Raw genomic sequence first — 21553 nt, 5'->3', positions numbered from 1 at the left:
CCCGGCCGAATACGCGGCCATGGTGCGCCGCGAACTGCAGCGCCCCAGTTATTGCTGCGGCGTTTCGTGCAGGCGCACGTTGAGTTCGTCGACCACGGGCGCCCATTCCGCGTCCTCGAGCAACTCCTCCTTGAGGAAGGCGGCCTGGGACTCGTTCCAGAACGGCGCCTCCGACACCTTGACGTCGTCGGCCAGCGGGTAGTGGCGGGCGATGAAGGCGTCGATGCTGGCCGGATCGGCCGGCAACCCGAGCTGTTCGAACAGTGTGCCGAGATCTTTGTTGGGAAGTTCCATGCTGTGCTCCATAGGCTCGAGGGTGGATGTCACGGTGTCCTTGCGGTGTCCTTGAGTAGAGGGCCGTTGCCCGACGACAGTTCAACCTGTCCGGACGCCCTTCCCCAGGCATCGGCTAAGGTAGAGAGCAGCAGGCAATGACCATGAGAGAGCCGGGTGATGGACGGCGAGCGCATGAACCCGGCGCTCCGGCACGGGTCGATACATGAGATTCGAGAGAGGGACACCTAATGAACGACTGCCGACAAGGCATTGCCTGGCTGGCGCTGAGCCTGCTGCTCAGCGGCTGCGCCTCGACCGCCTGCGATGAACCGCTGAGCGGCGAAGCCTGCCGGGACAAGCAACTGCTGCACCAGAACGACATGCTGCAGGCGAAGATGCTGGTGGTGTCGGGCGACATGGAGGGTCACGAACTGGCCAACGCCCTGCTGCGCCGCGCCGAGAGCGAGGACAGCCTTGGCGAGGTGGCCTTCTACCAGGCCATCCTGAAAATCCGCGAGGGCCCGCAGGCCGACGAAGTGCTGAGCAAGCTGGAGGATGCCGCCGCCCAGAAACAGCCCTATGCGGTCGCCCTGCTCTACAAGATCTACGCCGAACCCTACCTGATCGACGAAGCCGACCCGATCAGGGCCGAAGAATACCGCGCCGCCTATGCCGAGCTGGACGTCGCCAAGAGCGGCTACCCCTCGTTCGAAAAGGCCCTGGAACTGGTCAACCAACTGGTGCAAGCGCCCTGATTGCCTGCGCGCCTGGCGCTTTTCGCATTTGCAGGGTGCCAGCGCGCGAGGGACGGACTAAAATCCGCAGCCGGATTCGTCGAGCGGCACCCTGGCCGGCCAGGGTGCCCTCCCTCATCACACACAGATCAAGAGAGCAGACATGGGCGCCCAGTGGAAAGCCAAACCTAAAGAAGCCGCCGCCAACGCCAGGGGCAAGATTTTCGGCCGCCTGGTCAAGGAAATCATGATCGCCGCGCGCAACGGCGCCGACCCGGACATGAACCCCAAGCTGCGCCTGGCCGTCCACCAGGCCAAGAAAGCCTCCATGCCCAAGGACACCCTCGAGCGGGCGATCAAGAAAGGCGCGGGCCTGAGCGGCGAGACGGTCAACTTCGAGCGCGCCACCTATGAAGGCTTCGCGCCGCACCAGGTGCCGGTGATCGTCGAATGCCTGACCGACAACATCAACCGCACGGTCGCGGAAATCCGCGTGCTGTTCCGCAAGGGCCAGCTCGGCGCCAGCGGTTCGGTGACCTGGGATTTCGATCACGTCGGCCTGATCGAGGCTTCCAGCGACAGCGGCGCCGATCCGGAACTGGCCGCCATCGAAGCCGGCGCCCAGGATTTCGACGAAGCCGATGAAGGCAACAGCCTGTTCATCACCGAACCCACCGACCTGGATCTGGTCAGCCGCGCGCTGCCGGAACAGGGCTTCACCGTCAACTCGGCGTCCCTGGGCTACCGCCCGAAAAACCCGGTCACCAGCCTGACGGCCGAGCAGCGTGAAGAAGTCGAAGCCTTCCTCGAAGCCATCGACAGCCACGACGACGTACAGAACGTCTACGTCGGCCTCGCCGGCTAAGCCGCTGCGAGGTGGAAGGGAAAAGCGCCTTCCACCCTGCGGACTTGCGGTAATGCATCACGGTATTGCCGCAGCAACCCTGTATACTGCGCGGCTGCCTTGTCTGCCGCGCAGCGCGGACCGGGCCGTAGACGCACAGGAGTTTCACATTGCACAAGTCATTCATGCTCGCCGCCTGCCTGCTGCTGGGCGCATGCGCCAATACCTCGCCCTCCTCTCTCGAACCCTCCGTCCGGGCCGAACCTGACCCGATCGGTCGCAGCAACCTGGAAGCCATCCATGACGTCCAGGCCATTCCGTTGCCGCTCAAGCCGGGCGTCGCCCTGCCCAAGGCCCGGTTCGGCGCTCATCGGCCGGCCATGGACTTCGGCAGCTCGCTGTCCAACTACCGCGTCTACTCCCTGGCGCTGAAGAAGGGCGAACGCTACCGCCTCAATGTCAACTCGCTGTGCGACGACACCTGCATGGGCATCGACACGTTCGCCCTGAAACCGCGGGCGCTGCTGCTCGACACCTACGGCACGGTGATTCCCGACAAGCCACTGCGCGCCTCCAGCGTGGTTGGCATGCTGAGCATGGGCTGGGATGGCGAGGCGCCGGAAGACGGCACCTACTACCTGCTGGTAGCGGCGGACAACGAGGACGTTGGCCATACCATCGTCATCGACGACGTGTGGATCAACAACTCGCCGCTGATGGCGGTGAAAGTCGATAGGCGCGACGGCGTTTCCACCCCGTCCGTGCTGCGCTGACCCATGCCGGCTGCCATCCTGCGCATCGCCGCCGCCTGCCTGTTCGACGAACAGGAGCGCCTGTTGCTGGTGCGCAAGCGCGGCACGCGCATGTTCATGCTTCCCGGCGGCAAGGCCGAAAGCGGGGAAACGCCGTTGCAGACCCTGAGCCGCGAGCTCGCCGAAGAACTGTCGCTGCGCCTGCCGGCGACAGCCTTCGAAGCCCTGGGCCGGTTCAGCGCGGCGGCGGCCAACGAAGCCGACACCCTGGTCGAAGCCGAGTTGTTCCGTGCCCGCTTGCCACACCCCGTCAGCCCCGCCGCCGAACTGGAAGAGCTGCGCTGGCTCGCCCCGGGCGAGGCCTGGAGCACGGACCTGGCGCCGCTGCTGCGCCTGCACGTACTGCCCCTGGTATGGCCCGCGCGCGCCGATAGCCACTATCGAGGCGAATGATTTCTGCACGGCCCGCCCAGTGAATAGCCTGTGCGACATACCTCCAGGCCATCTCACAGGTGCTCCCCATGCAACGCTCACTGCTCGCCCTGCTCACCGTCTTCACCCTGTTCCTCAGCGGCTGCGCCAGCCAGGCCTCGTTGGCCGAACGCCCCTACAGCGATGCCGAGATCAAGCAGTTTGCCCTGGAAATGCTCAGCCGCAGCGGGCTCTCCTACGAGGACTACGAACGAATCCGCAGCGCCCTGCTCAAGCCCGAGTACCGGGTATCCAACTCGATTCGCGACATCGACGGCCGGCCGCAGCTGGATTCCGAAGGCTGAGTGAATCGGCCTGATCGAAAGACTCAATCGGCCAATAGGACGCGGCACCGTTATGCTGGCGCCATTGTTGATCACAGCCGATGAGAGACCCGCCATGAGCGAGCAGACAGACCGCAGTACCCGCGCCCTGGACGACGACACCCTGGCCTTCGCCGAGAAGGTCTTCGACCTGGCCCGCCAAGGCGATGCCGCCTCCCTGGACGCCCTGCTGCAACAGGGGCTGCCGGCCGACCTGCAGAACCACAAGGGCGACAGCCTGCTGATGCTGGCCAGCTACCATGGCCACCTGGACACCGTGCGCGTGCTGCTGCAGCACCAGGCCGATCCCCAGTTGCGCAACAACAATGGCCAATCGCCCCTGGCCGGCGCTGCGTTCAAGGGCGATCTGGACATGCTGCAACTGCTGCTCGATGGCGGCGCCGACGTGGAAAGCGCCACGGCTGACGGCAAGACCGCGCTGATGATGGCGGCGATGTTCGACAAGGTCGAAGTGATCGACCTGCTGCTGCGCCATGGCGCCAACCCGTCCAGCCAGGATGCCAGTGGTCTCACGCCGCTGAGCGCCGCCGAACGCATGGGCGCCCAGCGCGCCAGCAACCGCCTGCAGCAAGCCGTGCAGTGATGATCATTCGCTGCGGATCGATCCATTGATCCGCAGCAAGGCACACCCGCGCAGACGCCTTAGCCTGTGACGCTCATTCCTGTCACCTGCGAGGTTCAACCATGGCCATCACATCCGCCGGCATCTGCGCAGCCGCCGACCAACTGCAGGGTTTCGTCGGTTTCAACCACAAGACCGGCAAGCATATCGTACGTTTCAGCGAAGACTCCTTCGGCCTCGACGTCGCCGATGACAGCATCACACCCACCTGCGAATTCGTCTGGAACAGCGTCGGACAAGCCGCACAGCCAGCCCTGATGACCCTCAAGCGCGAGCGCCTGCAACTGTTGCTCGACCTGCGCATCGACGAGCGCCTGAACATCACCGAGCCCTTGCGCGTCTACGTGCGCCGCGACGATATCCCCGAGATCACCGCCGAGCGCCGTCTGCGCCAGAATGCGGCCGCCAGCTGAAGCTCATGCGGCAGCCAAAGCTTATGCCACGCCCTTGCGTCAATGGGCGTAGACTGGCGCTTACCGGTCTTGCAGACCTACAGTTCGAAATGACCTGAACCGCTTGCAATCATCGCATCGTCCCGCTGCATATCAGACAGAGGTAGATCATGAGCAAAGGTATGGATTCGAAGAAGTCGGCGAAAAAGAAACCGCTGAAAACCGCCCAGGAGAAACGCCTGGCGAAAAAGGGCAAGCACACCGAGAAAACCCTGCTCGGCAGCCATGCCGCCACCTGACCACTAGCGCGGTGGGCTCCGCCCGCCGCCTGCCATGCCGATGCCAGACTACCGCCTCCTGCCCCCTCGACTCACGCCCCTGGCCGACAAGTTCTACCGCAGCCATCGCTCCTCCATGCGCACCCGCCCCGAGCATCGGGTATGGGTGGCCCAGCACGCTGAAATCGTCGCCGCCCTGTGCCTGCAGAACATGGCCCACGGCCAATGGCTGACCAGCCTGCTGGTCGCGCCCGCGCATCGCTGCCAGGGTCTGGCCAGCAGCCTGGTCGAGCGAGCACTGAATGATGCCGAAGGCCCCACCTGGCTGTTCTGTCACCCGGATCTGCAGCCTTTCTATCAGCGCCTGGATTTCCGCCTCGCCGAGCAGTTGCCCGCCCCACTGGCCGAGCGCCTGACGCGCTACCAGCGCAACAAGCCGCTGGATGCCATGCTGCGCTGAACCGCCCTGTTTCCGCCGGCTTGGCACATATGCGGGCACCTTGCGCCATTTCTACGCTTGCCATAAGCCGGCAAAGCTCCAATGCTGCCTTGGGGTTGAACACCTGGTTACAGGCACGTTCACAACTGTTGATACAACGACAATAACGACAGACAGCCATGACAAAGCACCTGCACCGGCTGCTTGCGCGCCTGCGCAAGAATTTCCAGCTATCGATCATCACACTCATGGGCCTGTTCGGCGTCCTGGGCATCTCGCCCTATGCCGTTTACCGCGCCATGCAGGGCAACTACCTGGTGAGCATCGCCGATACGCTGATCGTGCTCTCGACCATCGCCGCCGTGCTCTACGCCTGGCGCACCGACGATACGGTCAAGCCCGGCCTCTATCTGGCGGGGGTCTTCTCCGTCGGCGCCACCCTGATCACCCTCAGCCTGGGCGTCAATGGGCTGTTCTGGATCTACCCGCTGATCCTGTTCAACTTCTTCATGGTTTCCCCTGGCCGGGCCCTGCTCGCCACCATACTGGTGGTCGCCGCCCTGGCCAGCTACGCCACGCTACTGCCCGGCACGGTGTTCGAAAGCCGTTACCAGATGCTCTCGTTCCTGGTCACCGCACTGCTGGCCAGCGTGCTGTCGTTCATCTTCGCCTACCGCACCCAGCATCAACGCGAGCAACTGCAGGCCTGGGCCACGCGCGATCCGTTGACCGGTGCCCGCAATCGCCGGGTGATGAACGAGGAACTGAAGATCGCCGTCGCCAGCCAGCGCCGTCATCGCGCCAGCAGCGCGGTGCTGCTGATGGACCTGGATCACTTCAAGCAGATCAATGACCGCTTTGGCCATCAGGCCGGCGACCAGGTGCTGGTGAACTTCGTCGAACTGCTCGGCCAGCACTCTCGGGAGGAGGATCGCCTGTTTCGCTTCGGTGGCGAGGAGTTCCTGCTGCTGTTGCCCAATACCGACATGAACGGCCTGCGAAGCGCCGCCCGGCACCTGCAGACACAGATCGCCGAGCGACTGACAAGCCCGGGCGGCGCGGTCACGGTGTCGATGGGGGGCGCGGTCCTGCTTTCGGGCGAGCAATGGGAAAGCTGGCTGCAGCGTGCGGACAGGCAGCTCTACCAGGCCAAGAGCGCCGGGCGCAATCGCACGCTGATCGATGAAACCCAGCACATCCCGGCGCTGGTCTGAAGCCCGCCGTGACCGAACCGGCAAACAGCGCCAGAACCCCGGGCACAGATACCCTGCCAGGCACACGCGCCCCGCTCGATCGCCGGACAAAAGAAAAGGGCAGCCCTGCGGCTGCCCTTCCCCATACCGGCAGTGGATCAGTGGGCCGAAGCGCCGCTGGCTCCCAGGCCGGTCTGCGAGCGCACGAACTGTGGCAGGAACAGAGCCCGCTCACCCTCCGCCGCAGTGGACTTGTCGGTGATCGAGAAGAACCAGATGCCGACGAAAGCCACGATCATGGAGAACAGCGCCGGATACTCGTACGGGAAGATCGCCTGTTCGTGGCCGAGTACCGAAACCCACACGGTCGGGCCAAGGATCATCAGCGCCACCGCGGTGATCAGGCCGAGCCAGCCGCCGACCATCGCGCCGCGGGTGGTGAGGTTCTTCCAGTACATGCTGAGGAACAGCACGGGGAAGTTACAGCTCGCCGCGATGGAGAACGCCAAGCCCACCATGAAGGCGATGTTCTGCTTCTCGAAGGCGATACCCAGGCCGATGGCCAGCACCCCCAGGCACACGGTGGTGATCTTCGATACGCGCAGTTCGTCCCGCTCGTTGACCTTGCCCTTCTTGAACACGCTGGCATACAGGTCGTGGGACACCGCCGAGGCACCGGCCAGGGTCAGACCGGCCACCACCGCGAGGATGGTGGCGAAGGCCACGGCCGAGATGAAGCCCAGGAACAGGCTGCCGCCCACGGCGTTGGCCAGGTGCACCGCCGCCATGTTGTTGCCGCCCAGCAGCGCGCCGGTGGCGTCCTTGAAGGCCGGGTTGGTGCTGACCAGCAGGATCGCGCCGAAACCGATGATGAAGGTCAGGATGTAGAAGTAACCGATGAAACCGGTGGCATAGAACACCGACTTGCGGGCTTCCTTGGCGTCGCTGACGGTGAAGAAGCGCATCAGGATATGCGGCAGACCGGCGGTACCGAACATCAGCGCCAGGCCGAGGGAAATCGCCGAGATCGGGTCCTTCACCAGGCCGCCGGGGCTCATGATCGCCTCACCGTTGGCGTGCACCTTGATGGCTTCGGCGAACAGCGTGCTGAAGTTGAAGTCGACGTGCTTCATGACCATCAGCGCCATGAACGAAGCACCGGACAGCAGCAGCACCGCCTTGATGATCTGTACCCAGGTGGTGGCGAGCATGCCGCCGAACAGCACGTACATCACCATCAGGATACCGACCAGGATCACCGCGACATGGTAGTTGAGGCCGAACAGCAGTTCGATCAGCTTGCCCGCGCCGACCATCTGCGCGATCAGGTAGAAGGCCACCACCACCAGCGAGCCACTGGCGGACAAGGTACGGATTTCCTTCTGCTTGAGACGATAGGAGGCCACGTCGGCGAAGGTGTACTTGCCCAGGTTGCGCAGGCGCTCGGCGATCAGGAAGAGGATCACCGGCCAGCCGACCAGGAAGCCGATCGAGTAGATCAGGCCGTCGTAGCCGGAGGTGAACACCAGCGCGGAAATCCCCAGGAAGGAGGCCGCCGACATGTAGTCGCCGGCAATCGCCAGGCCGTTCTGGAAACCGGAGATGCTGCCACCGGCCGTGTAGAAGTCGGACGTGGAGGTATTGCGCTTGGAGGCCCAGTAGGTGATGTACAGGGTCGCGCCGACGAAGGCGAGGAACATCACGATGGCCGGGGTGTTGACGGCCTGGCGCTGCACGTCGCCGGTCAGAGCGTCGGCGGCCAGCAGGGCCGGCGACAGGGCCAGCAGGCCCAGGGTGCTGAGTAGGCGCGCGATCATTTTTCCACCTCATCCAGGATCACCTGGTTCAGGTCGTCGAATTCGCCGTTGGCGCGTCGCACGTAGATGCCGGTCAGGACGAAGGCCGACAGGATGAGGCCGACGCCCACGGGGATGCCCCAGGTGATCGGCGAGTCCGGGCTGATGCGCGTACCCAGCCAGCCGGGCACGAAGGCGATCAGCAGGATAAAGGCCACATACAGGCCAAGCATGATGGCGGACAGTATCCAGGCAAATCGCTCGCGCTTGGATACCAGTTCCTTGAAGTGCGGACTCTGCTCGATCCGCCGGTAGATGCTGTCGTTCATTTTATTGTTATCCTCCACAGCAGGATGCTGGTGAGGAACACTCTAGATCGGCATTACGCTGACGACAGACGACCTTAGTCGAAGCCGGTGGCTTTCTAGACCAAAGTCTAACGGGGCTGAAAGCTCAGGGAACTCAGCGCCGCTGATAGCGCTGCTGGGTGCTCTGCCCCGGGTAACGCTGTACCTCATGGCCACCGGGATACTCGGTGGTCTGGCGGATACCGCCGCGGGTTTCGAAGCGCTGGCTCTCCTGGCTCTCGTAGTGGCTCGAGCCGCTATCGCGCGGCACAGCCTGCCCGCCGTAAATATCGTACTGCCGATAGCGCTCGGAGCTGTCGATGCTGCCACTGGCGCCAGGGCTGACATAGGCTTTGGGAATGACGCGGAGGGTCTGCGGCGTCTGATCGTCGGCCCAGGTACTGGTAGCCAGCACCAGGGCAAAGACTGCAATACAGCGGGACATTGTCTGCATGCCACTCTCCGGTTGGCGACTGTGGGCATTAGGCAACAGCAACCGCGCCCTGTTCAGTGCCCGGCGTTCATCGCGCCGGGCGGACACACATCACAAGGAGCCCCAATGGGTATCAAGAAATCCTCGCTTGAACTGAAACGCCACCTCAAGAGCACCGCTGCCAACCTGGAAAAGACCGCCGGTGAAATCAGCCGGCTCGCCGAACAGATCGAAGGGGTCGATGTGGTGGCCGTGCTGCATCTCATGAACCGCCTCTACAAGGACGCCGATCAGCTCAAGGCCTATGCCGACGAAGTCAAGGCCGGGCGCATCGTCCGCGGTCGCGACATCGGCTGATCCTGGTGGCACTACCGCCATCCCGCAAGATCCGTGGCGCGACCGCCATTCGCTGCGAGGTCGCAGCGCCTACGGGGCCTGGGCAAACCGCCGTTTTGCGGGCCAAATACTTAACCGACTGACATCAGCCATGCTGCCTCGCCGGAACGGCCGTTTCCATGATGCAGTCGCCAGCGGGAGAAACCGAGGCCGATTGTCTCGCTGTTGCCTCATTCCCCAGCAGGCAATACTGTATATAAAACCAGTAAAAAACCGCCATCATGACCAACGACAAGCAAAGCCCCTCACCCAGCGCTTATCAACTAATGGGCTTACGCCTGCAGAAAATCATCAACGCCACGGCCGCGCAAAGATCCAGGCATGCCGTGCTGCAGCGCCACCCGGACGAATCCGCGGAGGTCTGGTCACGGATACTGGAAGAAATCGGCGAAACCGATAATGTCACGGTCGCCTACCGGGACGCCGATACCGTCGACCTGTTCTGGACGCTGCCCCCGGAAGACTGATCGGGCAGCAGCGTTCGGCAGGGAAAGAACCTTCCGGCCAAGGCCAACAGGGTTCAGAGTACAGCGGAAACGCAAAAGCCCGCCATTCAAGCGGGCTTTCTACGCGAGGTATGGTGCCGTTGAGAGGAATCGAACCCCCGACCCCATCATTACGAATGACGTGCTCTACCATCTGAGCTACAACGGCGCCTGGGCATTATTCATGGCCGCCCCGCTACGCTCAAGCGGATTTTATTCGGCTGACGCCCTATCGATCACCTGGCGACCAGCTCGATACGGTCATCATGGATCACGATCAGGCCCTGCTTGTACAGACCGCCGATGGCCTTCTTGAAGTTGCCCTTGCTGACGCGGAACATGGCACTGATGCGCTCCGGATCACTCTTGTCGCTGAGCGGCAGCACGCCGTCGTTGTCGCGCAGCTTGCCGAGGATCTGTTCGCTCAGGCTGCTCGACGCCTGCTGCCCGGCCGGCTGCAGGCTGAGGCTGATCTTGCCGTCGGCGCGCATGTCCTTGATGAAGCCCTTGTGCTGCATGCCGCTGCGCATGAACCCGAACACTTCGTTCTTGTGGATCAGGCCCCAGTGCTTGCCGTTGATGATCGCCTTGAAGCCCATGTCGGTGGCCTCGGCGACCAGCAGGTCGACTTCCTGCCCGGCCTGGTAGCTGGCGGGTACGTTGTCGAGGTAGCGATCCAGGCGAGCCGTGGCGGTGATGCGCTTGCTGCGTTTGTCGACGAACACGTGCACCACGCAGTAATCGCCGATCTGCAGCGGGCGCTTCTCTTCGGAATGGGGCAGCAGCAGATCCTTGGGCAGGCCCCAGTCGAGAAACAGGCCGACGCGATTGATGTCCACGACTTTCAGGCTGGCGAATTCGCCGACCTGCACCTTCGGCTTCTCGGTGGTGGCGATCAGCTTGTCGTCGCTGTCCAGGTAGATGAACACGTTGAGCCAGTCATCCACCTCGCTCGGGGTGTCCCTGGGAATGTAGCGCTTGGGCAGGAGGATCTCGCCATCCGCGCCGCCATCCAGGTACAGACCGAAATCGGTGTGCTTGACCACCTGCAGAGAATTCATTCGTCCGATTACAGCCATGATGCCCGCCCTCTTTTTCAGGCCGGCAGTCTACCTGAGTTGCGTGGCGGATTCTCGGCCACCGGGCCCGGCGCGGGCGGAACTGGTTATTTATCGAGCAATTTCCCAGCCGTTCGGGTACAATGGGCGGCCACATTAATTCTCGAGTAGGTTAAATGGCCGTCATGCGCGTTAAAGCATCCAACAGCAAAGCCAAGCCAGCACCGGCTGTCGAAACCAGCGCGTCGATCGACGCTCAGGTGGCAGCGTTCCTCAAGTCTGGCGGTGAAATCCAGCAGATCGCCAAGGGTGTCAGCGGCCAGACCTACGGCGCCAGCAAGCAGATCACCATCGGCAAGAAGTAATCCCCCCGACCTGTTGCGCTTTGCCCGACTTACCGACAAAGCGCCAGGTTGCAGTTTCCTCCCCCGCCTGCCCCGTTTCTCTCGCCTCGATAGTTTGCCCCATTCGCTGCTTAGCGCTGGCGATGAGCACAGTCATGTTTCAGAATGATGACGGCGCCGCTCTACCGTGGCGGATCCGGCTTTGCCGTTCGATCGATGGCAATTGCCCGAGGAGTAAGCGTGCGTTCTCTCAGCCACTGGCTGCAACGTTCGGACAGTGCCCTGCTGGCGCTGGCCAGCGTATTGATCCTGATTCCGCTGATCAGCCGCTATGCCATGGGCTGGTCGCATCCCTTCGGTTACCTGTCCGACCTGGCCATGGGCGGCCTGCTGCTGGCCCTGCTGCACCGTCGCAGCCTGGTGCTGGGCATCCCCCTGTTGCTGCTCTGGGTGGTGTTCAACGTCGGCACGGCCGAGCTGGTCACCGCGGTCGGCCGCATGCCCGAGCCCAGCGACCTGCAGTACCTCACCGACGCACAGTTCCTCAGCCACTCGACCCAGGGCAGCGGCCTCAGCCATCCATTGGCGGCCCTGGCCCTGGTCGCGGCATCGGTGATCTTTCTGGCGCTGCGCCTCTACCAGCGCGGGCAGACGCGGCGCGGCCTGGCAGCCGCCTGGTTGCTGTTGCCGGCGGGGCTGTTCGCCAGCCACGCGTTCTACCAGTACCGCAGCCCCAGCGAGGCGGATCAGTGGCTGCAGTTCAATCTGCCGCACAAGTGGCTGGCGGAAAGCCTCAGTGCCGGCCAGTTGGGCATCGAAGACTGGCTGGCCAGCGGCCAAGCCAATAGCCCGCCCGATATCAGCGGGCTCAACCGCCTGGACCTGGACGGCAGCCCCTTGCTCGGCGAGCCGGGCAAGGCCCGCAATGTGCTGATCATCACCCTCGAAGGCATTCCCGGGGCCTACATCGAGGCCAGCCGTCAGGCCATCGGCAGCAGCTATCGGGCCGACCCGATGCCGCGTCTCAGCCAGTGGGCGACACGCGGCATGCTCACCAGCGATTACGTGCTGCACGGCCATCAGACCATTCGCGGCCTGTACGCCATGCTCTGCGGCGACTACGACAAGCTCGATTCGGGTACGCCGAAAGGCCTCGAATTGCTGGCCAATGCCCAGCGCAGCGAACAATGCCTGCCCGCCCGGTTGCGCGAGCACGGTTTTGCCACGCACTTTCTGCAAGGCGCCGGGCTGCGTTTCATGGCCAAGGATCGGATCATGCCGCGCATGGGCTTCGACAAGACCCAGGGCCGCGACTGGTTCCGCAACGCGCCCTATCTGGACTTCGCCTGGGGCATGGACGACAAGGCCTATTTCGAAGGCGCGCTGGGCTATGTGGAGGGTCTGCGCAAGCAGCGGCATCCGTGGATGCTCACCCTGCTGACCGTGGGCACCCACCAGCCCTACTCCGCACCGCCGGCCTACCTGGCGCGCGAGCCGAACGCCAAGCAGGCGGCCATCGCCTACCTGGACGATGCCGTTGCCGACTTCCTCGATGCCCTGGAGCGTCGCGGCGTGCTCGACGACACCCTGGTGCTGGTGACCTCGGACGAATCCCACGGCGTGGACAATGTGCGCCTGGCCTCGGCCTGGGGCTTCAATCTGCTGCTCGCGCCGGAGCAGGCGCAACTGCCGGCCCTGAAAGGCGGCGTCTACGGGCATGTCGACCTGACCGCCTCGGTGCTCGACTACTTCGCCCTGCCCATGCCAGCCGATATTGCCGGGCGCTCGCTGCTGCGCGACTACCACCACGGTCGGGAAATCATCTCCTATACCAATGGCCTGCTGCGCGAGCACGACGGCAAGGGCGTGCTCACCGAGTGCAATTTCCAGCAGGTCTGCCGGCGTTATGCCAGCCCCGGTTTCATCGCCGACACGGCCGAGTACCTGGGCCGCGTCAGCGGCAGGCAGGCGCGCCTGGTCAGCCAGCGCGCCGCCCTGCTCGACGAATCGCTCAACCAGGGCCAGGCCGCCCAGCGCCTGCAGTTCGCCAGCAACGAACGGATCAGGCTACGCACCACACCGGGCGACGACTGGGCCGACAACCTGATCGGCGCCCAGTACCTGGAACTGCCCGAAGGCACGCAGACCAGCGTGACCCTCAAGGTTCGCGCCGTGAGCATGGACGACAAAGGCGCCACGTTGCGCCTGAAGACCAAGGAATTCGACCGCGACGTGCTGATCGGCGTCCCGGAACTGCCCCGCCTGAGCAAGGGGCAACCGCTCGAAGTGCGCTTCGCCTTCGACAACCTCGATACCCGCAAGGCGTTCTCCTTCCACCTGCTGGGCGAAGGTCGCGGCGCCATCGAGATCACCGACTTCAGCGTTGAAACCCGGGCCCTGGAGAGCGAACTGCTGGCGGCCCAGGCGGATGAGGCGGTCGACGAACTGGCGCAGTGAGCGACGCCGCCACTTCGCACCTCAATACAAGGCGTAGCGGCGCTCGATCTCGGTGTATTCGCCACTCGCGCGGATGCTCGCCAGCCCCCGATCGAAGCGATCGCGCACCTGCGAGTCGCGCAGCCCGAGTTGATAGGCCGTGGCGGGGAATATCGGGTACTCGACGATCGGCTGGCCGGCGTCGACCTGGTCGTAGACTTCACGGTTGAAGTAGCGAAAGATGCGCCGGTCCGCCACCACGACTTCGACCCGGCCGCTGTAGAGCAGGCGGTTACGGGCGATCTGCTGAGCCTGCTCATGGTAACGCGGATTGGCCTCGGCCATGCGCCGGTATTCAGCGCCGAGCAGGAAGCGCGCGCGCTGGAAGGCGCTGACCGAGTACTGCCCGAGGTCGGCGATCGTGGCGATGGAAAGATTGCGCGAGGCCAGGGCCACGGCGACGTTGTGGTAGTGGATATAGGGCTGCGAGTAGAACGCCGCGACGCCGTCGAAGCGGTTGGTGGTGGTGATGCCGTCGAGCTCGCCCCGGCTCAGTGCCACATGCAGCCGCTCCATGGGCGCGTAATAAGGCCGTACGCTGAACCCCGCCGCTCGCGCCGCGGCAATCACGATGTCGTACTCGAGCCCCTTGTCTTCGGTTTCGAAGACATAGGGCGGCTTGTGTGTGCCGAAGCCTATCCTCAGCTCCTGTGCCACGCCGTCCAGCGCGATCAGCAACAGCCCGACTGCCCACCACTTCATGCGTCCACCCGTCGCTCACCAAATGCGCAACCGATTGCCGTGGCGGCAGTATGCCCATGCAACTGCGGCAGCGACTAGACTCAGACCAGCGTTGCCCTTGGCGCCAGGCTATCGAAGACTTCCGGTGTCAGTGCGGCCAGGCCATGCCGGTCGAGCACTTCACGCGGGTGCTCCTCCCCCGGGAAGCTGCTGTCGATCATGCTCAGCAGTTGCAGGCCACGGGGTGTCAGGATGAAGTTCTCGCCATTGCCGCCTTCCGCTTCGGGGCGTGGTTCGATGAAGCCGGCCGCCAGCAGCTTGGCTTCGTACTCGCCCGCCTCGGCCTTGAGGCTGTCCAGGTTGGCGACGGGCTTGCCGGCCTGCTGCAACGCCTGCGCCAGCTCTTCGGCGCACAGGCGCGGCGCGAACGGCTTGTCGGCAGAGTTCTGCACCTCGTGCAGCATACGTTCGATCAGATCCCAGTTATGGGTTTTCGCCTGAGTCGTCATGTGATCGTCTCCCACTGTTCTGGCGCCCGATGGACGTACCGGGCGCGGTGCCCGCAGGCACTCGATGCAGTTGTGACGCCAGGCCGGCGACTAAGGTTCGCCCTATCTGCGAACAGGAGCCATGAACCAAGGCCGAATGCCCCGGGTCTGAGCCGCATCGCCTTATGCACGAAGGAATGTCCATGCCTCACCTGACCCTGGGCGCGCTGTTGAGCGGCCTGTTTCTGGCAAGCAGCGGCCAGTTGGCCCTGGCGGCCGAGCCGCTGCGCCTGACCCACCTGTACCGTTGCGGCGACCTGCTGACGCTGCAGGAGCAGACCTTCTGCCTGGACGCGACGGGCCTCCAGAACGGCGCCCTGGAGGTGCTACTGGCCGGCAAGGCGCTCCCCGGGGCCGCCATCGAGCGCAACGGCCAGGGCCTGCGCATCCACCTCGACAGCACCAGGCAAAGCAGCGGCCCACTGTGGCTGAGCCAGGCCGGCGCGACCAGCAACCCGGTGTGGCTGTCCCTGGCCGGCAGCCATGTGCTGGCCGCCAAACCAGGGGAAGTGGCGCAGAACATGGACGGCCTGAACACCTATGTCGACCTGGTCAGCCTGATCATCGAAGAGGACGCCGAGGGCCTGGAAACGGCCCGGGCGCTGGCGAAAAAGTACGATGCCGAAGTGGTCGGCGCGATCCCGCCGCTCAATACCTATCAGTTGCGCCTGCCGGCGCGCGACCTGATCGAGCGCGACGCCCTGGTGCTGCGCCTGGGCAGCGAGCTCAGCGTGGACGCGGTGGTGATCGAAGAGTCCTCGGCCGAGGAGCGCGAGGTCGCGGCCCGCGACACCGCGCGGCAGGAGCCCGATGAGGACGAGTGGGTGGCCAACCGCTTCCTCGATGCGGTGAACTACTACCAGCGGCGCATTCCCTCCAAACGCTCGCCCATCGCCACCCGGCCGGTGCGCCTTGGCATCATCGAACGCAATGTGGATTTCGATGCGCCCGATTTCAGCGACTACCTCGGCGCCGCCGAGCGCCAGGACAATACCCCGCATACCCGCCTGTACGGTCGTGACGCGAATCGACCGGATGGCCACGGCTCGACGGTCGCCGGGATTCTCGCGGCGCGCTGGGACAAAGGCGGCAATACCGGCTTTCTGCGTGGCCTGGACGGCGCCGGGCCAGGCTTCGAGGTGATCGTTGAGCGCAACGCCGATGCCGGTATCACCGCCAACATCGCCGCCTCGGTCAACCTGGTGGAGGACGGTGTGCGGGTACTCAACTGGAGCTGGGGCATTCACCGCGTCGGCGCCAGGAACGTCGACGGTGACGCCGTCGACTCACTGGTACGCTCCGGGCTGGCCATGAGCGGCTACGAGGAGCTGCTCGAAGAGTTCTTCCTCTGGCTGCGCCGCGAGCACCCGGATGTGCTGGTGGTCAATTCCGCGGGCAACGGCGCCTCGTTCTCCGGCACCGACGAGTACCGCCTGCCCTCCTCCTTCGTCACCGATCAGTTGCTCGTGGTCGGCGGCCACCAGCGCAGCGAACGCCACGATGTCGCCGTGGACGACCCGGCCTACGTCAACAAGCGCAGCGCCTCGAACATCGACACCCGGGTGGACATCACCGCCGCGGCCTGCGTGCGCGCATCCAGCGCCAGCGAGGAGCAACGGGGCAGCGTGCACTGCGGCACCTCCTACGCGACGCCCCTGGTCAGCGGGGTCGTCGCGGCGATGCTGTCGATCAACCCCGAACTGCAGCCCGAGCAGTTGCGCATGCTGCTGCGCCGAAGCGCCATGACCATAGGCGAGGAGTTCGACTTCGAACCGACCGATGCCGAGGACCTGACCGCGCCGATCCTGCCCTCCGAGCGTAACTTCGACATGCACGACAAGGACATCGGCCGCTCGGCGCGCCTGGATATGCAGAAGGCGCTGGATCTGGCGGTAAAGAGCCTGGATCGGGTGCGTTAGGGCACGTCGACCGCACAACGGCCCACACGCCCTAAAGCCTGAACTTCGTGCGACCCGCGGCGATCAACCGCACAGGCATATCCATGCCGACTGTGAGGATTTGATCATGACCCAGCCACTGATTCCGCTCTTCGTCCTGGCACTGGCGCTCTGCGCCCATGGCTCGGCTCAGGCCTGTACCCCCGAGGAAGCCACGGCGAAAGCCGAGCAACTGGCCGCCAAGGTTGCCGAAATCACCCAGCGCGATCCGGAACGGGCGGCCGCGCTGCGCGAGGAACTCAAGGATCTCGACCCGCAGACCCGGTCCGATGAACTGGGCAACGATTGCGATGCCTACGACCAGCGCCTGCGCGAGCTGGAAGAGGCCGGCGGCGAAGTCGAAGAACAGATGGACTAGGGCCACATCACGGATCAAATGTCGTATCCGAGCGAACGGGCTGAGTCGCCGCTCAAAGGCCATAGCAGCCATAAGCTTCAAGCTTCAAGTTAAAAGTGGTTCGGAGCGCTCTATCGCTCTTGCTTCTATCTTGTAGCTTGTGGCTTGTGGCTTGCAGCTCAATTGCCCCCGTTCGCCGCCTCGGGCACATCGACCATGCGACACTGGTGTCCGGGCAGGCGCCTACTCGGCGCTGGGCGCGCGGCGCTTGAGGGGCGCCAGGCCGTCCTGGCTGACCAGGGCGGGGGTATCGCTCTTCGGCCGGTTGGCGCTGTTGCGCTTGCTGGGCGCCTTGGCGGCCGGCTTCTTGGCGAGCTTCTTGCCGGTCTTCGGGTCGACCTTTTTCTTCTTCGCCCCGACCGCCTTGCCGGAGGCCTTGAGGTTCTTCGGCCCCTGGTAGGTGCCTTTGAGTTCCTTGATGCCGCGCCGCTCGAAACGCTGCTTGAGGTAGCGTTCGATGCTCGACATCAGGTTCCAGTCGTTATGGCAGATCAGCGAGATGGCCAGGCCCTCGCCGCCGGCGCGGCCGGTACGGCCGATGCGGTGCACGTACTCGTCGCCGGAGCGCGGCATGTCGAAGTTGATCACCAGATCGAGGCCGTCGACATCCAGGCCGCGGGCCGCCACATCGGTGGCCACCAGCACCTTGACCGCCCCCTGGCGCAGGCGGTCGATGGCCAGCTTGCGATCCTTCTGGTCCTTCTCGCCATGCAGCACGAAGGCCTTGAATTCGCGGGCCACCAGCTTGCCGTAGAGACGATCGGCCTGCACCCGGGTGTTGGTGAAGACGATCGCCTTGTCGTAGCTCTCGTTGGCCAGCAGCCACTCGACCAGTTGTTCCTTGTGGTGGTTGTGGTCGGCGGTGATGATCTGCTGGCGAGTGCCTTCGGCCAGCTGGCTGACGCTGTTGAGCTGCAGGTGCTGGGGCTCGCGCAGCACCTTGGCGACGATCTCGCGCAGCCCGGAACCACCGCTGGTGGCGGAAAACAGCAGGGTCTGGCGATCCTTGGCGCACAACTCGGCCAGGCGCTGCACGTCTTCGGCGAAGCCCATGTCGAGCATGCGGTCGGCCTCGTCGAGCACCAGCACCTCGACCTCGTCGAGCAGCAGATTGCCGGCGTTGGCGTGCTCGATCAGGCGACCGGGCGTGCCGATCAGGATGTCGACCTTGCGCAGCATGGCGGCCTGCACCTTGAAGTCTTCGCCGCCGGTGATCAGGCCCGGCTTGATGAAGGTGTACTGGGCGAAGCGCTCGACTTCCTTGAGGGTCTGCTGGGCCAGCTCGCGGGTCGGCAGCAGGATCATCGCGCGGATGCTCACCCGCGGCCGGGCGGCACCGTCGCCGAGCAGGCGATTGAGCAGCGGCAGCACGAAGGCCGCGGTCTTGCCGCTACCGGTCTGGGCGGTCACACGCAGATCCTTGCCCTGCAGCGCGGGCGGAATGGCCGCCACCTGTACCGGGGTGGGCTCGACGAAATTAAGCTCGGCCACGGCTTTGAGCAGGCGTTCATGCAGGGCGAATTGGGAAAACACGGGGCAACCTCGATGAAAACGGAAAATCAGCCGTATAGCCTACCGTGTTCGCGCTCCGGGGCCGAATGCTTTCTCGCGGGGCCGGCGCACGCTGGGCTGATCAGCCGCCCGGGCGCGCGACCCGCCACTGCTTGAGCAACAGCCGGGCACTGTCCCAACCGACCAGCGACACCGCCAGCCAGATCGGCAGGTAGGTCAGCCATTGACCGCTATCGAAACGCTCGCCGAGGAACACCAGGCTGACCAGAAACAGCAGCACCGGCTCCACGTAGCTGAGAATGCCGAACAGCCCCAGTGGCAACAGCCGCGTCGAGGCCATCATCGCCGCCAGGGCGATGGCGCCGAGCAGTGCCATCCCCGGCAGCAGCCACCACAACTGCGGCGCCTGGCCGAAAGCGCCCGCCGGCGCCCAGTGCACGATCACCCAGAGCGCCAGCGGTGCCAGCAGCAACATCTCCAGGATCAACCCGGACAAGGCGTCCAGCCGCATCCAGCGGCGCAGCATGAAATAAGGCGGATAGCCCAGGGCGGTAGCCAGGGTCACCCAGGAAAACGCCTGGATGCGCCATACCTCGTGCAGCACACCGGCGAAGGCACAGGCCACGGCCAGCTTCTGCAGCGGGCGCAGGCGCTCGCCATAGAACAGCCGCCCCACCAGCACCATCAACAGCGGCAACAGGAAATAACCCAGGGTGGCATCGAGCATGCGCCCGGCCAGCGGCGCCCAGACGAACAGCAGCCACTGCACCCCGATGAGCAGCGCCGACAGCGGCAAGGCCGCCAGCAGCAGGGGCTCGCGGCGCAGGCGCTGCAAGACGCCACGCAGCACCGGCCACTGACGCAGCAGGGTCACCAGCAACAGTACCGCCGGGATCGACCACAGCACGCGCTGGGCGAACACCTGCAGGCCATCCAGCGGCGCCAGCATCTGCACATAACCGGGAATCAGGGCGAACAGGATCGAGGCGCTGATCGACAGCACCACACCACGTCCGGAAAGCGTCATCGTGCACCTCGAATGGATCATTTGGCGTGCGGGCAACGCTCAGGCTATCAGCCCGCCGCGCCCCCGGTCCCGATGCGGCGCGGACAGGCACGCCGATGCCGCTGCGCGCGCAGGCGGCGCACCATAACGATTCATCGCCAGTCAGGCAAACCGCTTCGCTCACCCGTACCCGAGACATGCCCCACGCCATCGAACGAGGCGTTGAAATAGCCATGGAAGCCAGACCAGGAACGCAGGATTCGATAAAAAAGCGCAGATATCCGCCGCTAAATATCGGCTATATTGATTTATGGACCGGCCAGCACTAGGCTGCCCGGCAGCCAGGAAGGACCGTCACTGTGGCGTACAGGTCAGCTGCACGCGCAGGCGAATGATGCTGCGCGCGAACCTGACGGTCAGGTTGCCGTTCTGCCCTGCCGCCAGTTTCACGCTGCGCGTGCGCGGCGCCTCGGGACCATTGCGCAACACCGCCTTGCAGTCGGCCGCGGTCTCACCGTAGTTGTGCAGCAACACCGCGGCCATGTTGTGGTCGATTTCCTGGGTGCTGGCCGAGACTTCGGCGCCGTTGAGCTGTTTCTCCAGTTCGATGGGATAGGCCTGGGCCGTCAACGGCAGCAAGGTGGCCAGCACGCAGCAGAGTCTTTTCCCGGCCCGCCATCCCTGGCGGCCAGCCGTGGGGCCGTCGCCAGCGACGTCAACGATTGCTTGCGGCCATTTTTTCATGGGCAGTCTCCAATGATGGGCTGCCAGTTTAGGGCCAGTTCCGCTTCCCGTGCACGCGGCCGGCTTCGACAGGAGATGCTATGAAGGCCCCACGTGTAACCCTCGATCAATGGCGCACCCTGCAGGCCGTGGTCGATCATGGCGGCTTCGCCCAGGCGGCCGAGGTTCTGCACCGCTCGCAATCGTCGATCAGCTATACGGTGGCGCGCATGCAGGAGCAACTGGGCGTGCCGCTGCTGCGCATCGAGGGACGCAAGGCGGTGCTCACCGAAGCTGGCGACGTGCTGCTGCGGCGCTCCCGGCAACTGGTCAAGCAGGCCAGCCAGCTCGAGGAACTGGCCCAGCACATGGAACAGGGCTGGGAAGCCGAGGTGCGCCTGGTGGTGGATGCCGCCTACCCCAATACCCGCCTGGTACGCGCCCTCACCGCCTTCATGCCGCAGAGCCGCGGCTGCCGTGTACGCCTGCGCGAGGAAGTCCTCTCGGGCGTCGAAGAGGTGCTCAAGGAAGGCATCGCCGACCTGGCCATCAGCGGCTACAACATTCCCGGTTTTCTCGGCTCGGAAATGAGCCCGGTGGAGTTCGTCGCCGTGGCCCATCCCGATCACGCCCTGCACCGCATGCAGCGGCAATTGAATGTCCAGGACCTGGAAACCCAGATGCAGGTGGTCATCCGCGACTCCGGCCGCCAGCAGCCCCGGGACGTCGGCTGGCTCGGCGCCGAGCAGCGCTGGACGGTCGGCAGCCTGGCCACCGCCGCCACCTTCATCAGCAATGGCCTGGGCTTCGCCTGGCTGCCACGGCACATGATCGAGCGCGAACTCAAGGACGGCCTGCTCAAGCCCCTGCCCCTGGACAAGGGCGGCAGCCGCAGCCCGGTGTTCTTCCTCTATGCCAGCAAGGACAAGGCGCTGGGGCCGGCCACGCAGATTCTCACCGAGCTGATCCAGCGCTTCGACGCCGCCCCCCTGGATGCCGACCTCGCCGCGCTCCAGCCGCCCGCCTGA

Annotated in this window: 27 protein-coding genes and 1 tRNA gene; 17 read left to right on the top strand and 11 right to left on the bottom strand. The window is 64.6% G+C overall.

Translation table 11 applies throughout. The annotated features are described in order from the left end of the window. Window positions 1-48: 48 nt before the first annotated feature. Window positions 49-294 (bottom strand): DUF2789 domain-containing protein, encoded by a 246-nt coding sequence (locus tag DNK34_RS13215; RefSeq protein WP_131174901.1) that lies wholly within the window; start codon window positions 292-294, stop codon window positions 49-51. Window positions 295-524: 230 nt separating this feature from the next. On the opposite strand from DNK34_RS13215, the gene DNK34_RS13210 reads away from it, so the two are divergent. From DNK34_RS13210 to DNK34_RS13170, 10 genes are all read left to right on the top strand, one after another. Further along, on the top strand, window positions 525-1031 hold the full coding sequence (locus DNK34_RS13210; protein WP_131174900.1) for a hypothetical protein: 507 nt from the start codon (window positions 525-527) through the stop codon (window positions 1029-1031). 142 nt (window positions 1032-1173) lie between these two features. Further along, window positions 1174-1875 (top strand): YebC/PmpR family DNA-binding transcriptional regulator, encoded by a 702-nt coding sequence (locus tag DNK34_RS13205; protein ID WP_131174899.1) that lies wholly within the window; start codon window positions 1174-1176, stop codon window positions 1873-1875. Window positions 1876-2024: 149 nt separating this feature from the next. Continuing rightward, on the top strand, window positions 2025-2627 hold the full coding sequence (locus DNK34_RS13200) for a hypothetical protein (protein ID WP_131174898.1): 603 nt from the start codon (window positions 2025-2027) through the stop codon (window positions 2625-2627). A gap of 3 nt (window positions 2628-2630) precedes the next feature. Next, a complete protein-coding gene (locus tag DNK34_RS13195) occupies window positions 2631-3059 on the top strand; it encodes an NUDIX hydrolase (RefSeq protein WP_131174897.1) in 429 nt (142 codons plus the stop codon). 68 nt (window positions 3060-3127) lie between these two features. Beyond that, on the top strand, window positions 3128-3382 hold the full coding sequence (locus DNK34_RS13190; RefSeq protein ID WP_131174896.1) for a hypothetical protein: 255 nt from the start codon (window positions 3128-3130) through the stop codon (window positions 3380-3382). A 94-nt stretch (window positions 3383-3476) separates the two neighbouring features. Next, window positions 3477-4004: an ankyrin repeat domain-containing protein gene (locus DNK34_RS13185; RefSeq protein ID WP_131174895.1), complete on the top strand. Its 528-nt coding sequence runs from the start codon at window positions 3477-3479 to the stop codon at window positions 4002-4004. A gap of 101 nt (window positions 4005-4105) precedes the next feature. Then, entirely contained in the window at window positions 4106-4456 is a 351-nt protein-coding gene (locus DNK34_RS13180; RefSeq protein ID WP_131174894.1) for a DUF2025 family protein, read from the top strand. 149 nt (window positions 4457-4605) lie between these two features. Next, entirely contained in the window at window positions 4606-4734 is a 129-nt protein-coding gene (locus DNK34_RS25855; protein ID WP_278248871.1) for a hypothetical protein, read from the top strand. Window positions 4735-4768: 34 nt separating this feature from the next. Continuing rightward, a complete protein-coding gene (locus DNK34_RS13175) occupies window positions 4769-5173 on the top strand; it encodes a GNAT family N-acetyltransferase (protein WP_131174893.1) in 405 nt (134 codons plus the stop codon). Between the two features lie 158 nt (window positions 5174-5331). Continuing rightward, a complete protein-coding gene (locus DNK34_RS13170; protein WP_131174892.1) occupies window positions 5332-6366 on the top strand; it encodes a GGDEF domain-containing protein in 1035 nt (344 codons plus the stop codon). 137 nt (window positions 6367-6503) lie between these two features. On the opposite strand, the gene DNK34_RS13165 is transcribed toward DNK34_RS13170, so the two are convergent. From DNK34_RS13165 to DNK34_RS13155, 3 genes are all read right to left on the bottom strand, one after another. Further along, on the bottom strand, window positions 6504-8162 hold the full coding sequence (locus DNK34_RS13165) for a cation acetate symporter (RefSeq protein ID WP_131174891.1): 1659 nt from the start codon (window positions 8160-8162) through the stop codon (window positions 6504-6506). After that, window positions 8159-8470 (bottom strand): DUF485 domain-containing protein, encoded by a 312-nt coding sequence (locus DNK34_RS13160; RefSeq protein WP_131174890.1) that lies wholly within the window; start codon window positions 8468-8470, stop codon window positions 8159-8161. The genes DNK34_RS13165 and DNK34_RS13160 overlap by 4 nt, the downstream gene beginning before the upstream one ends. 133 nt (window positions 8471-8603) lie before the next feature. Further along, the gene (locus DNK34_RS13155; protein ID WP_131174889.1) at window positions 8604-8942 is read right to left on the bottom strand and encodes a hypothetical protein; all 339 of its coding nucleotides are present in this window, start codon (window positions 8940-8942) and stop codon (window positions 8604-8606) included. A gap of 105 nt (window positions 8943-9047) precedes the next feature. Between DNK34_RS13155 and DNK34_RS13150 the strand changes: the two genes are divergently transcribed. Together DNK34_RS13150 and DNK34_RS13145 are read left to right on the top strand one after the other, a co-directional pair. Next, a complete protein-coding gene (locus tag DNK34_RS13150) occupies window positions 9048-9278 on the top strand; it encodes a hypothetical protein (protein WP_131174888.1) in 231 nt (76 codons plus the stop codon). Between the two features lie 260 nt (window positions 9279-9538). Beyond that, entirely contained in the window at window positions 9539-9784 is a 246-nt protein-coding gene (locus DNK34_RS13145; protein WP_131174887.1) for a DUF1654 domain-containing protein, read from the top strand. Between the two features lie 111 nt (window positions 9785-9895). Here the strand turns inward: DNK34_RS13145 and DNK34_RS13140 are convergent. Together DNK34_RS13140 and DNK34_RS13135 are read right to left on the bottom strand one after the other, a co-directional pair. Continuing rightward, window positions 9896-9971, bottom strand: a tRNA-Thr gene (locus DNK34_RS13140). A 67-nt stretch (window positions 9972-10038) separates the two neighbouring features. Beyond that, window positions 10039-10881 carry a CvfB family protein gene (locus tag DNK34_RS13135; protein ID WP_131174886.1) on the bottom strand — a complete coding sequence of 281 codons (843 nt, stop codon included), beginning with the start codon at window positions 10879-10881 and terminating at the stop codon, window positions 10039-10041. Between the two features lie 155 nt (window positions 10882-11036). Between DNK34_RS13135 and DNK34_RS13130 the strand changes: the two genes are divergently transcribed. Next, complete coding sequence (locus tag DNK34_RS13130) at window positions 11037-11225, top strand: hypothetical protein (RefSeq protein ID WP_207390818.1); 189 nt, start codon at window positions 11037-11039, stop codon at window positions 11223-11225. A 219-nt stretch (window positions 11226-11444) separates the two neighbouring features. After that, window positions 11445-13661, top strand: coding sequence for an LTA synthase family protein (locus tag DNK34_RS13125; protein WP_131174885.1), 2217 nt, complete (start codon window positions 11445-11447; stop codon window positions 13659-13661). Between the two features lie 21 nt (window positions 13662-13682). On the opposite strand, the gene DNK34_RS13120 is transcribed toward DNK34_RS13125, so the two are convergent. Both DNK34_RS13120 and DNK34_RS13115 read right to left on the bottom strand, forming a co-directional pair. Continuing rightward, window positions 13683-14402, bottom strand: a complete 720-nt coding sequence (locus DNK34_RS13120) for a substrate-binding periplasmic protein (protein ID WP_131174884.1) — start codon at window positions 14400-14402, stop codon at window positions 13683-13685. An 80-nt stretch (window positions 14403-14482) separates the two neighbouring features. Then, window positions 14483-14890 carry a transcriptional regulator gene (locus DNK34_RS13115; protein WP_131174883.1) on the bottom strand — a complete coding sequence of 136 codons (408 nt, stop codon included), beginning with the start codon at window positions 14888-14890 and terminating at the stop codon, window positions 14483-14485. A gap of 182 nt (window positions 14891-15072) precedes the next feature. On the opposite strand from DNK34_RS13115, the gene DNK34_RS13110 reads away from it, so the two are divergent. After that, window positions 15073-16848, top strand: coding sequence for a S8/S53 family peptidase (locus DNK34_RS13110; protein ID WP_131174882.1), 1776 nt, complete (start codon window positions 15073-15075; stop codon window positions 16846-16848). Between the two features lie 106 nt (window positions 16849-16954). Next, window positions 16955-17245, top strand: a complete 291-nt coding sequence (locus DNK34_RS13105; RefSeq protein ID WP_131174881.1) for a hypothetical protein — start codon at window positions 16955-16957, stop codon at window positions 17243-17245. Between the two features lie 222 nt (window positions 17246-17467). On the opposite strand, the gene DNK34_RS13100 is transcribed toward DNK34_RS13105, so the two are convergent. From DNK34_RS13100 to DNK34_RS13090, 3 genes are all read right to left on the bottom strand, one after another. Further along, window positions 17468-18817, bottom strand: coding sequence for a DEAD/DEAH box helicase (locus tag DNK34_RS13100; protein WP_131174880.1), 1350 nt, complete (start codon window positions 18815-18817; stop codon window positions 17468-17470). Window positions 18818-18917: 100 nt separating this feature from the next. Then, complete coding sequence (gene rarD / locus DNK34_RS13095) at window positions 18918-19823, bottom strand: EamA family transporter RarD (RefSeq protein WP_131174879.1); 906 nt, start codon at window positions 19821-19823, stop codon at window positions 18918-18920. A 333-nt stretch (window positions 19824-20156) separates the two neighbouring features. Continuing rightward, window positions 20157-20453: a 3-phosphoglycerate kinase gene (locus tag DNK34_RS13090; protein WP_131174878.1), complete on the bottom strand. Its 297-nt coding sequence runs from the start codon at window positions 20451-20453 to the stop codon at window positions 20157-20159. 173 nt (window positions 20454-20626) lie between these two features. Here DNK34_RS13090 and DNK34_RS13085 point away from each other — a divergent pair, with 173 nt between their 5' ends. Next, complete coding sequence (locus DNK34_RS13085; RefSeq protein ID WP_131174877.1) at window positions 20627-21553, top strand: LysR family transcriptional regulator; 927 nt, start codon at window positions 20627-20629, stop codon at window positions 21551-21553.

It is taken from the genome of Phytopseudomonas dryadis, from assembly GCF_004327355.1.
Taxonomy (GTDB): domain Bacteria; phylum Pseudomonadota; class Gammaproteobacteria; order Pseudomonadales; family Pseudomonadaceae; genus Aquipseudomonas; species Aquipseudomonas dryadis.
The sequence above is the reverse complement of the archived record's forward strand: the minus strand, read 5'-3'. Positions and strand labels throughout refer to the sequence as shown.

Excerpts from the sequence above, each read along its gene's own strand:
- DNK34_RS13215 (WP_131174901.1), bottom strand. The coding sequence starts at position 294 with ATGGAACTTCCCAACAAAGATCTCGGCACACTGTTCGAACAGCTCGGG.
- DNK34_RS13210 (WP_131174900.1), top strand. The coding sequence starts at position 525 with ATGAACGACTGCCGACAAGGCATTGCCTGGCTGGCGCTGAGCCTGCTG.
- DNK34_RS13205 (WP_131174899.1), top strand. The coding sequence starts at position 1,174 with ATGGGCGCCCAGTGGAAAGCCAAACCTAAAGAAGCCGCCGCCAACGCC.
- DNK34_RS13195 (WP_131174897.1), top strand. The coding sequence starts at position 2,631 with ATGCCGGCTGCCATCCTGCGCATCGCCGCCGCCTGCCTGTTCGACGAA.
- DNK34_RS13190 (WP_131174896.1), top strand. The coding sequence starts at position 3,128 with ATGCAACGCTCACTGCTCGCCCTGCTCACCGTCTTCACCCTGTTCCTC.
- DNK34_RS13185 (WP_131174895.1), top strand. The coding sequence starts at position 3,477 with ATGAGCGAGCAGACAGACCGCAGTACCCGCGCCCTGGACGACGACACC.
- DNK34_RS13180 (WP_131174894.1), top strand. The coding sequence starts at position 4,106 with ATGGCCATCACATCCGCCGGCATCTGCGCAGCCGCCGACCAACTGCAG.
- DNK34_RS25855 (WP_278248871.1), top strand. The coding sequence starts at position 4,606 with ATGAGCAAAGGTATGGATTCGAAGAAGTCGGCGAAAAAGAAACCGCTG.
- DNK34_RS13175 (WP_131174893.1), top strand. The coding sequence starts at position 4,769 with ATGCCGATGCCAGACTACCGCCTCCTGCCCCCTCGACTCACGCCCCTG.
- DNK34_RS13170 (WP_131174892.1), top strand. The coding sequence starts at position 5,332 with ATGACAAAGCACCTGCACCGGCTGCTTGCGCGCCTGCGCAAGAATTTC.
- DNK34_RS13165 (WP_131174891.1), bottom strand. The coding sequence starts at position 8,162 with ATGATCGCGCGCCTACTCAGCACCCTGGGCCTGCTGGCCCTGTCGCCG.
- DNK34_RS13160 (WP_131174890.1), bottom strand. The coding sequence starts at position 8,470 with ATGAACGACAGCATCTACCGGCGGATCGAGCAGAGTCCGCACTTCAAG.
- DNK34_RS13155 (WP_131174889.1), bottom strand. The coding sequence starts at position 8,942 with ATGCAGACAATGTCCCGCTGTATTGCAGTCTTTGCCCTGGTGCTGGCT.
- DNK34_RS13150 (WP_131174888.1), top strand. The coding sequence starts at position 9,048 with ATGGGTATCAAGAAATCCTCGCTTGAACTGAAACGCCACCTCAAGAGC.
- DNK34_RS13145 (WP_131174887.1), top strand. The coding sequence starts at position 9,539 with ATGACCAACGACAAGCAAAGCCCCTCACCCAGCGCTTATCAACTAATG.
- DNK34_RS13135 (WP_131174886.1), bottom strand. The coding sequence starts at position 10,881 with ATGGCTGTAATCGGACGAATGAATTCTCTGCAGGTGGTCAAGCACACC.
- DNK34_RS13130 (WP_207390818.1), top strand. The coding sequence starts at position 11,037 with ATGGCCGTCATGCGCGTTAAAGCATCCAACAGCAAAGCCAAGCCAGCA.
- DNK34_RS13120 (WP_131174884.1), bottom strand. The coding sequence starts at position 14,402 with ATGAAGTGGTGGGCAGTCGGGCTGTTGCTGATCGCGCTGGACGGCGTG.
- DNK34_RS13115 (WP_131174883.1), bottom strand. The coding sequence starts at position 14,890 with ATGACGACTCAGGCGAAAACCCATAACTGGGATCTGATCGAACGTATG.
- DNK34_RS13110 (WP_131174882.1), top strand. The coding sequence starts at position 15,073 with ATGCCTCACCTGACCCTGGGCGCGCTGTTGAGCGGCCTGTTTCTGGCA.
- DNK34_RS13105 (WP_131174881.1), top strand. The coding sequence starts at position 16,955 with ATGACCCAGCCACTGATTCCGCTCTTCGTCCTGGCACTGGCGCTCTGC.
- rarD (WP_131174879.1), bottom strand. The coding sequence starts at position 19,823 with ATGACGCTTTCCGGACGTGGTGTGGTGCTGTCGATCAGCGCCTCGATC.
- DNK34_RS13085 (WP_131174877.1), top strand. The coding sequence starts at position 20,627 with ATGAAGGCCCCACGTGTAACCCTCGATCAATGGCGCACCCTGCAGGCC.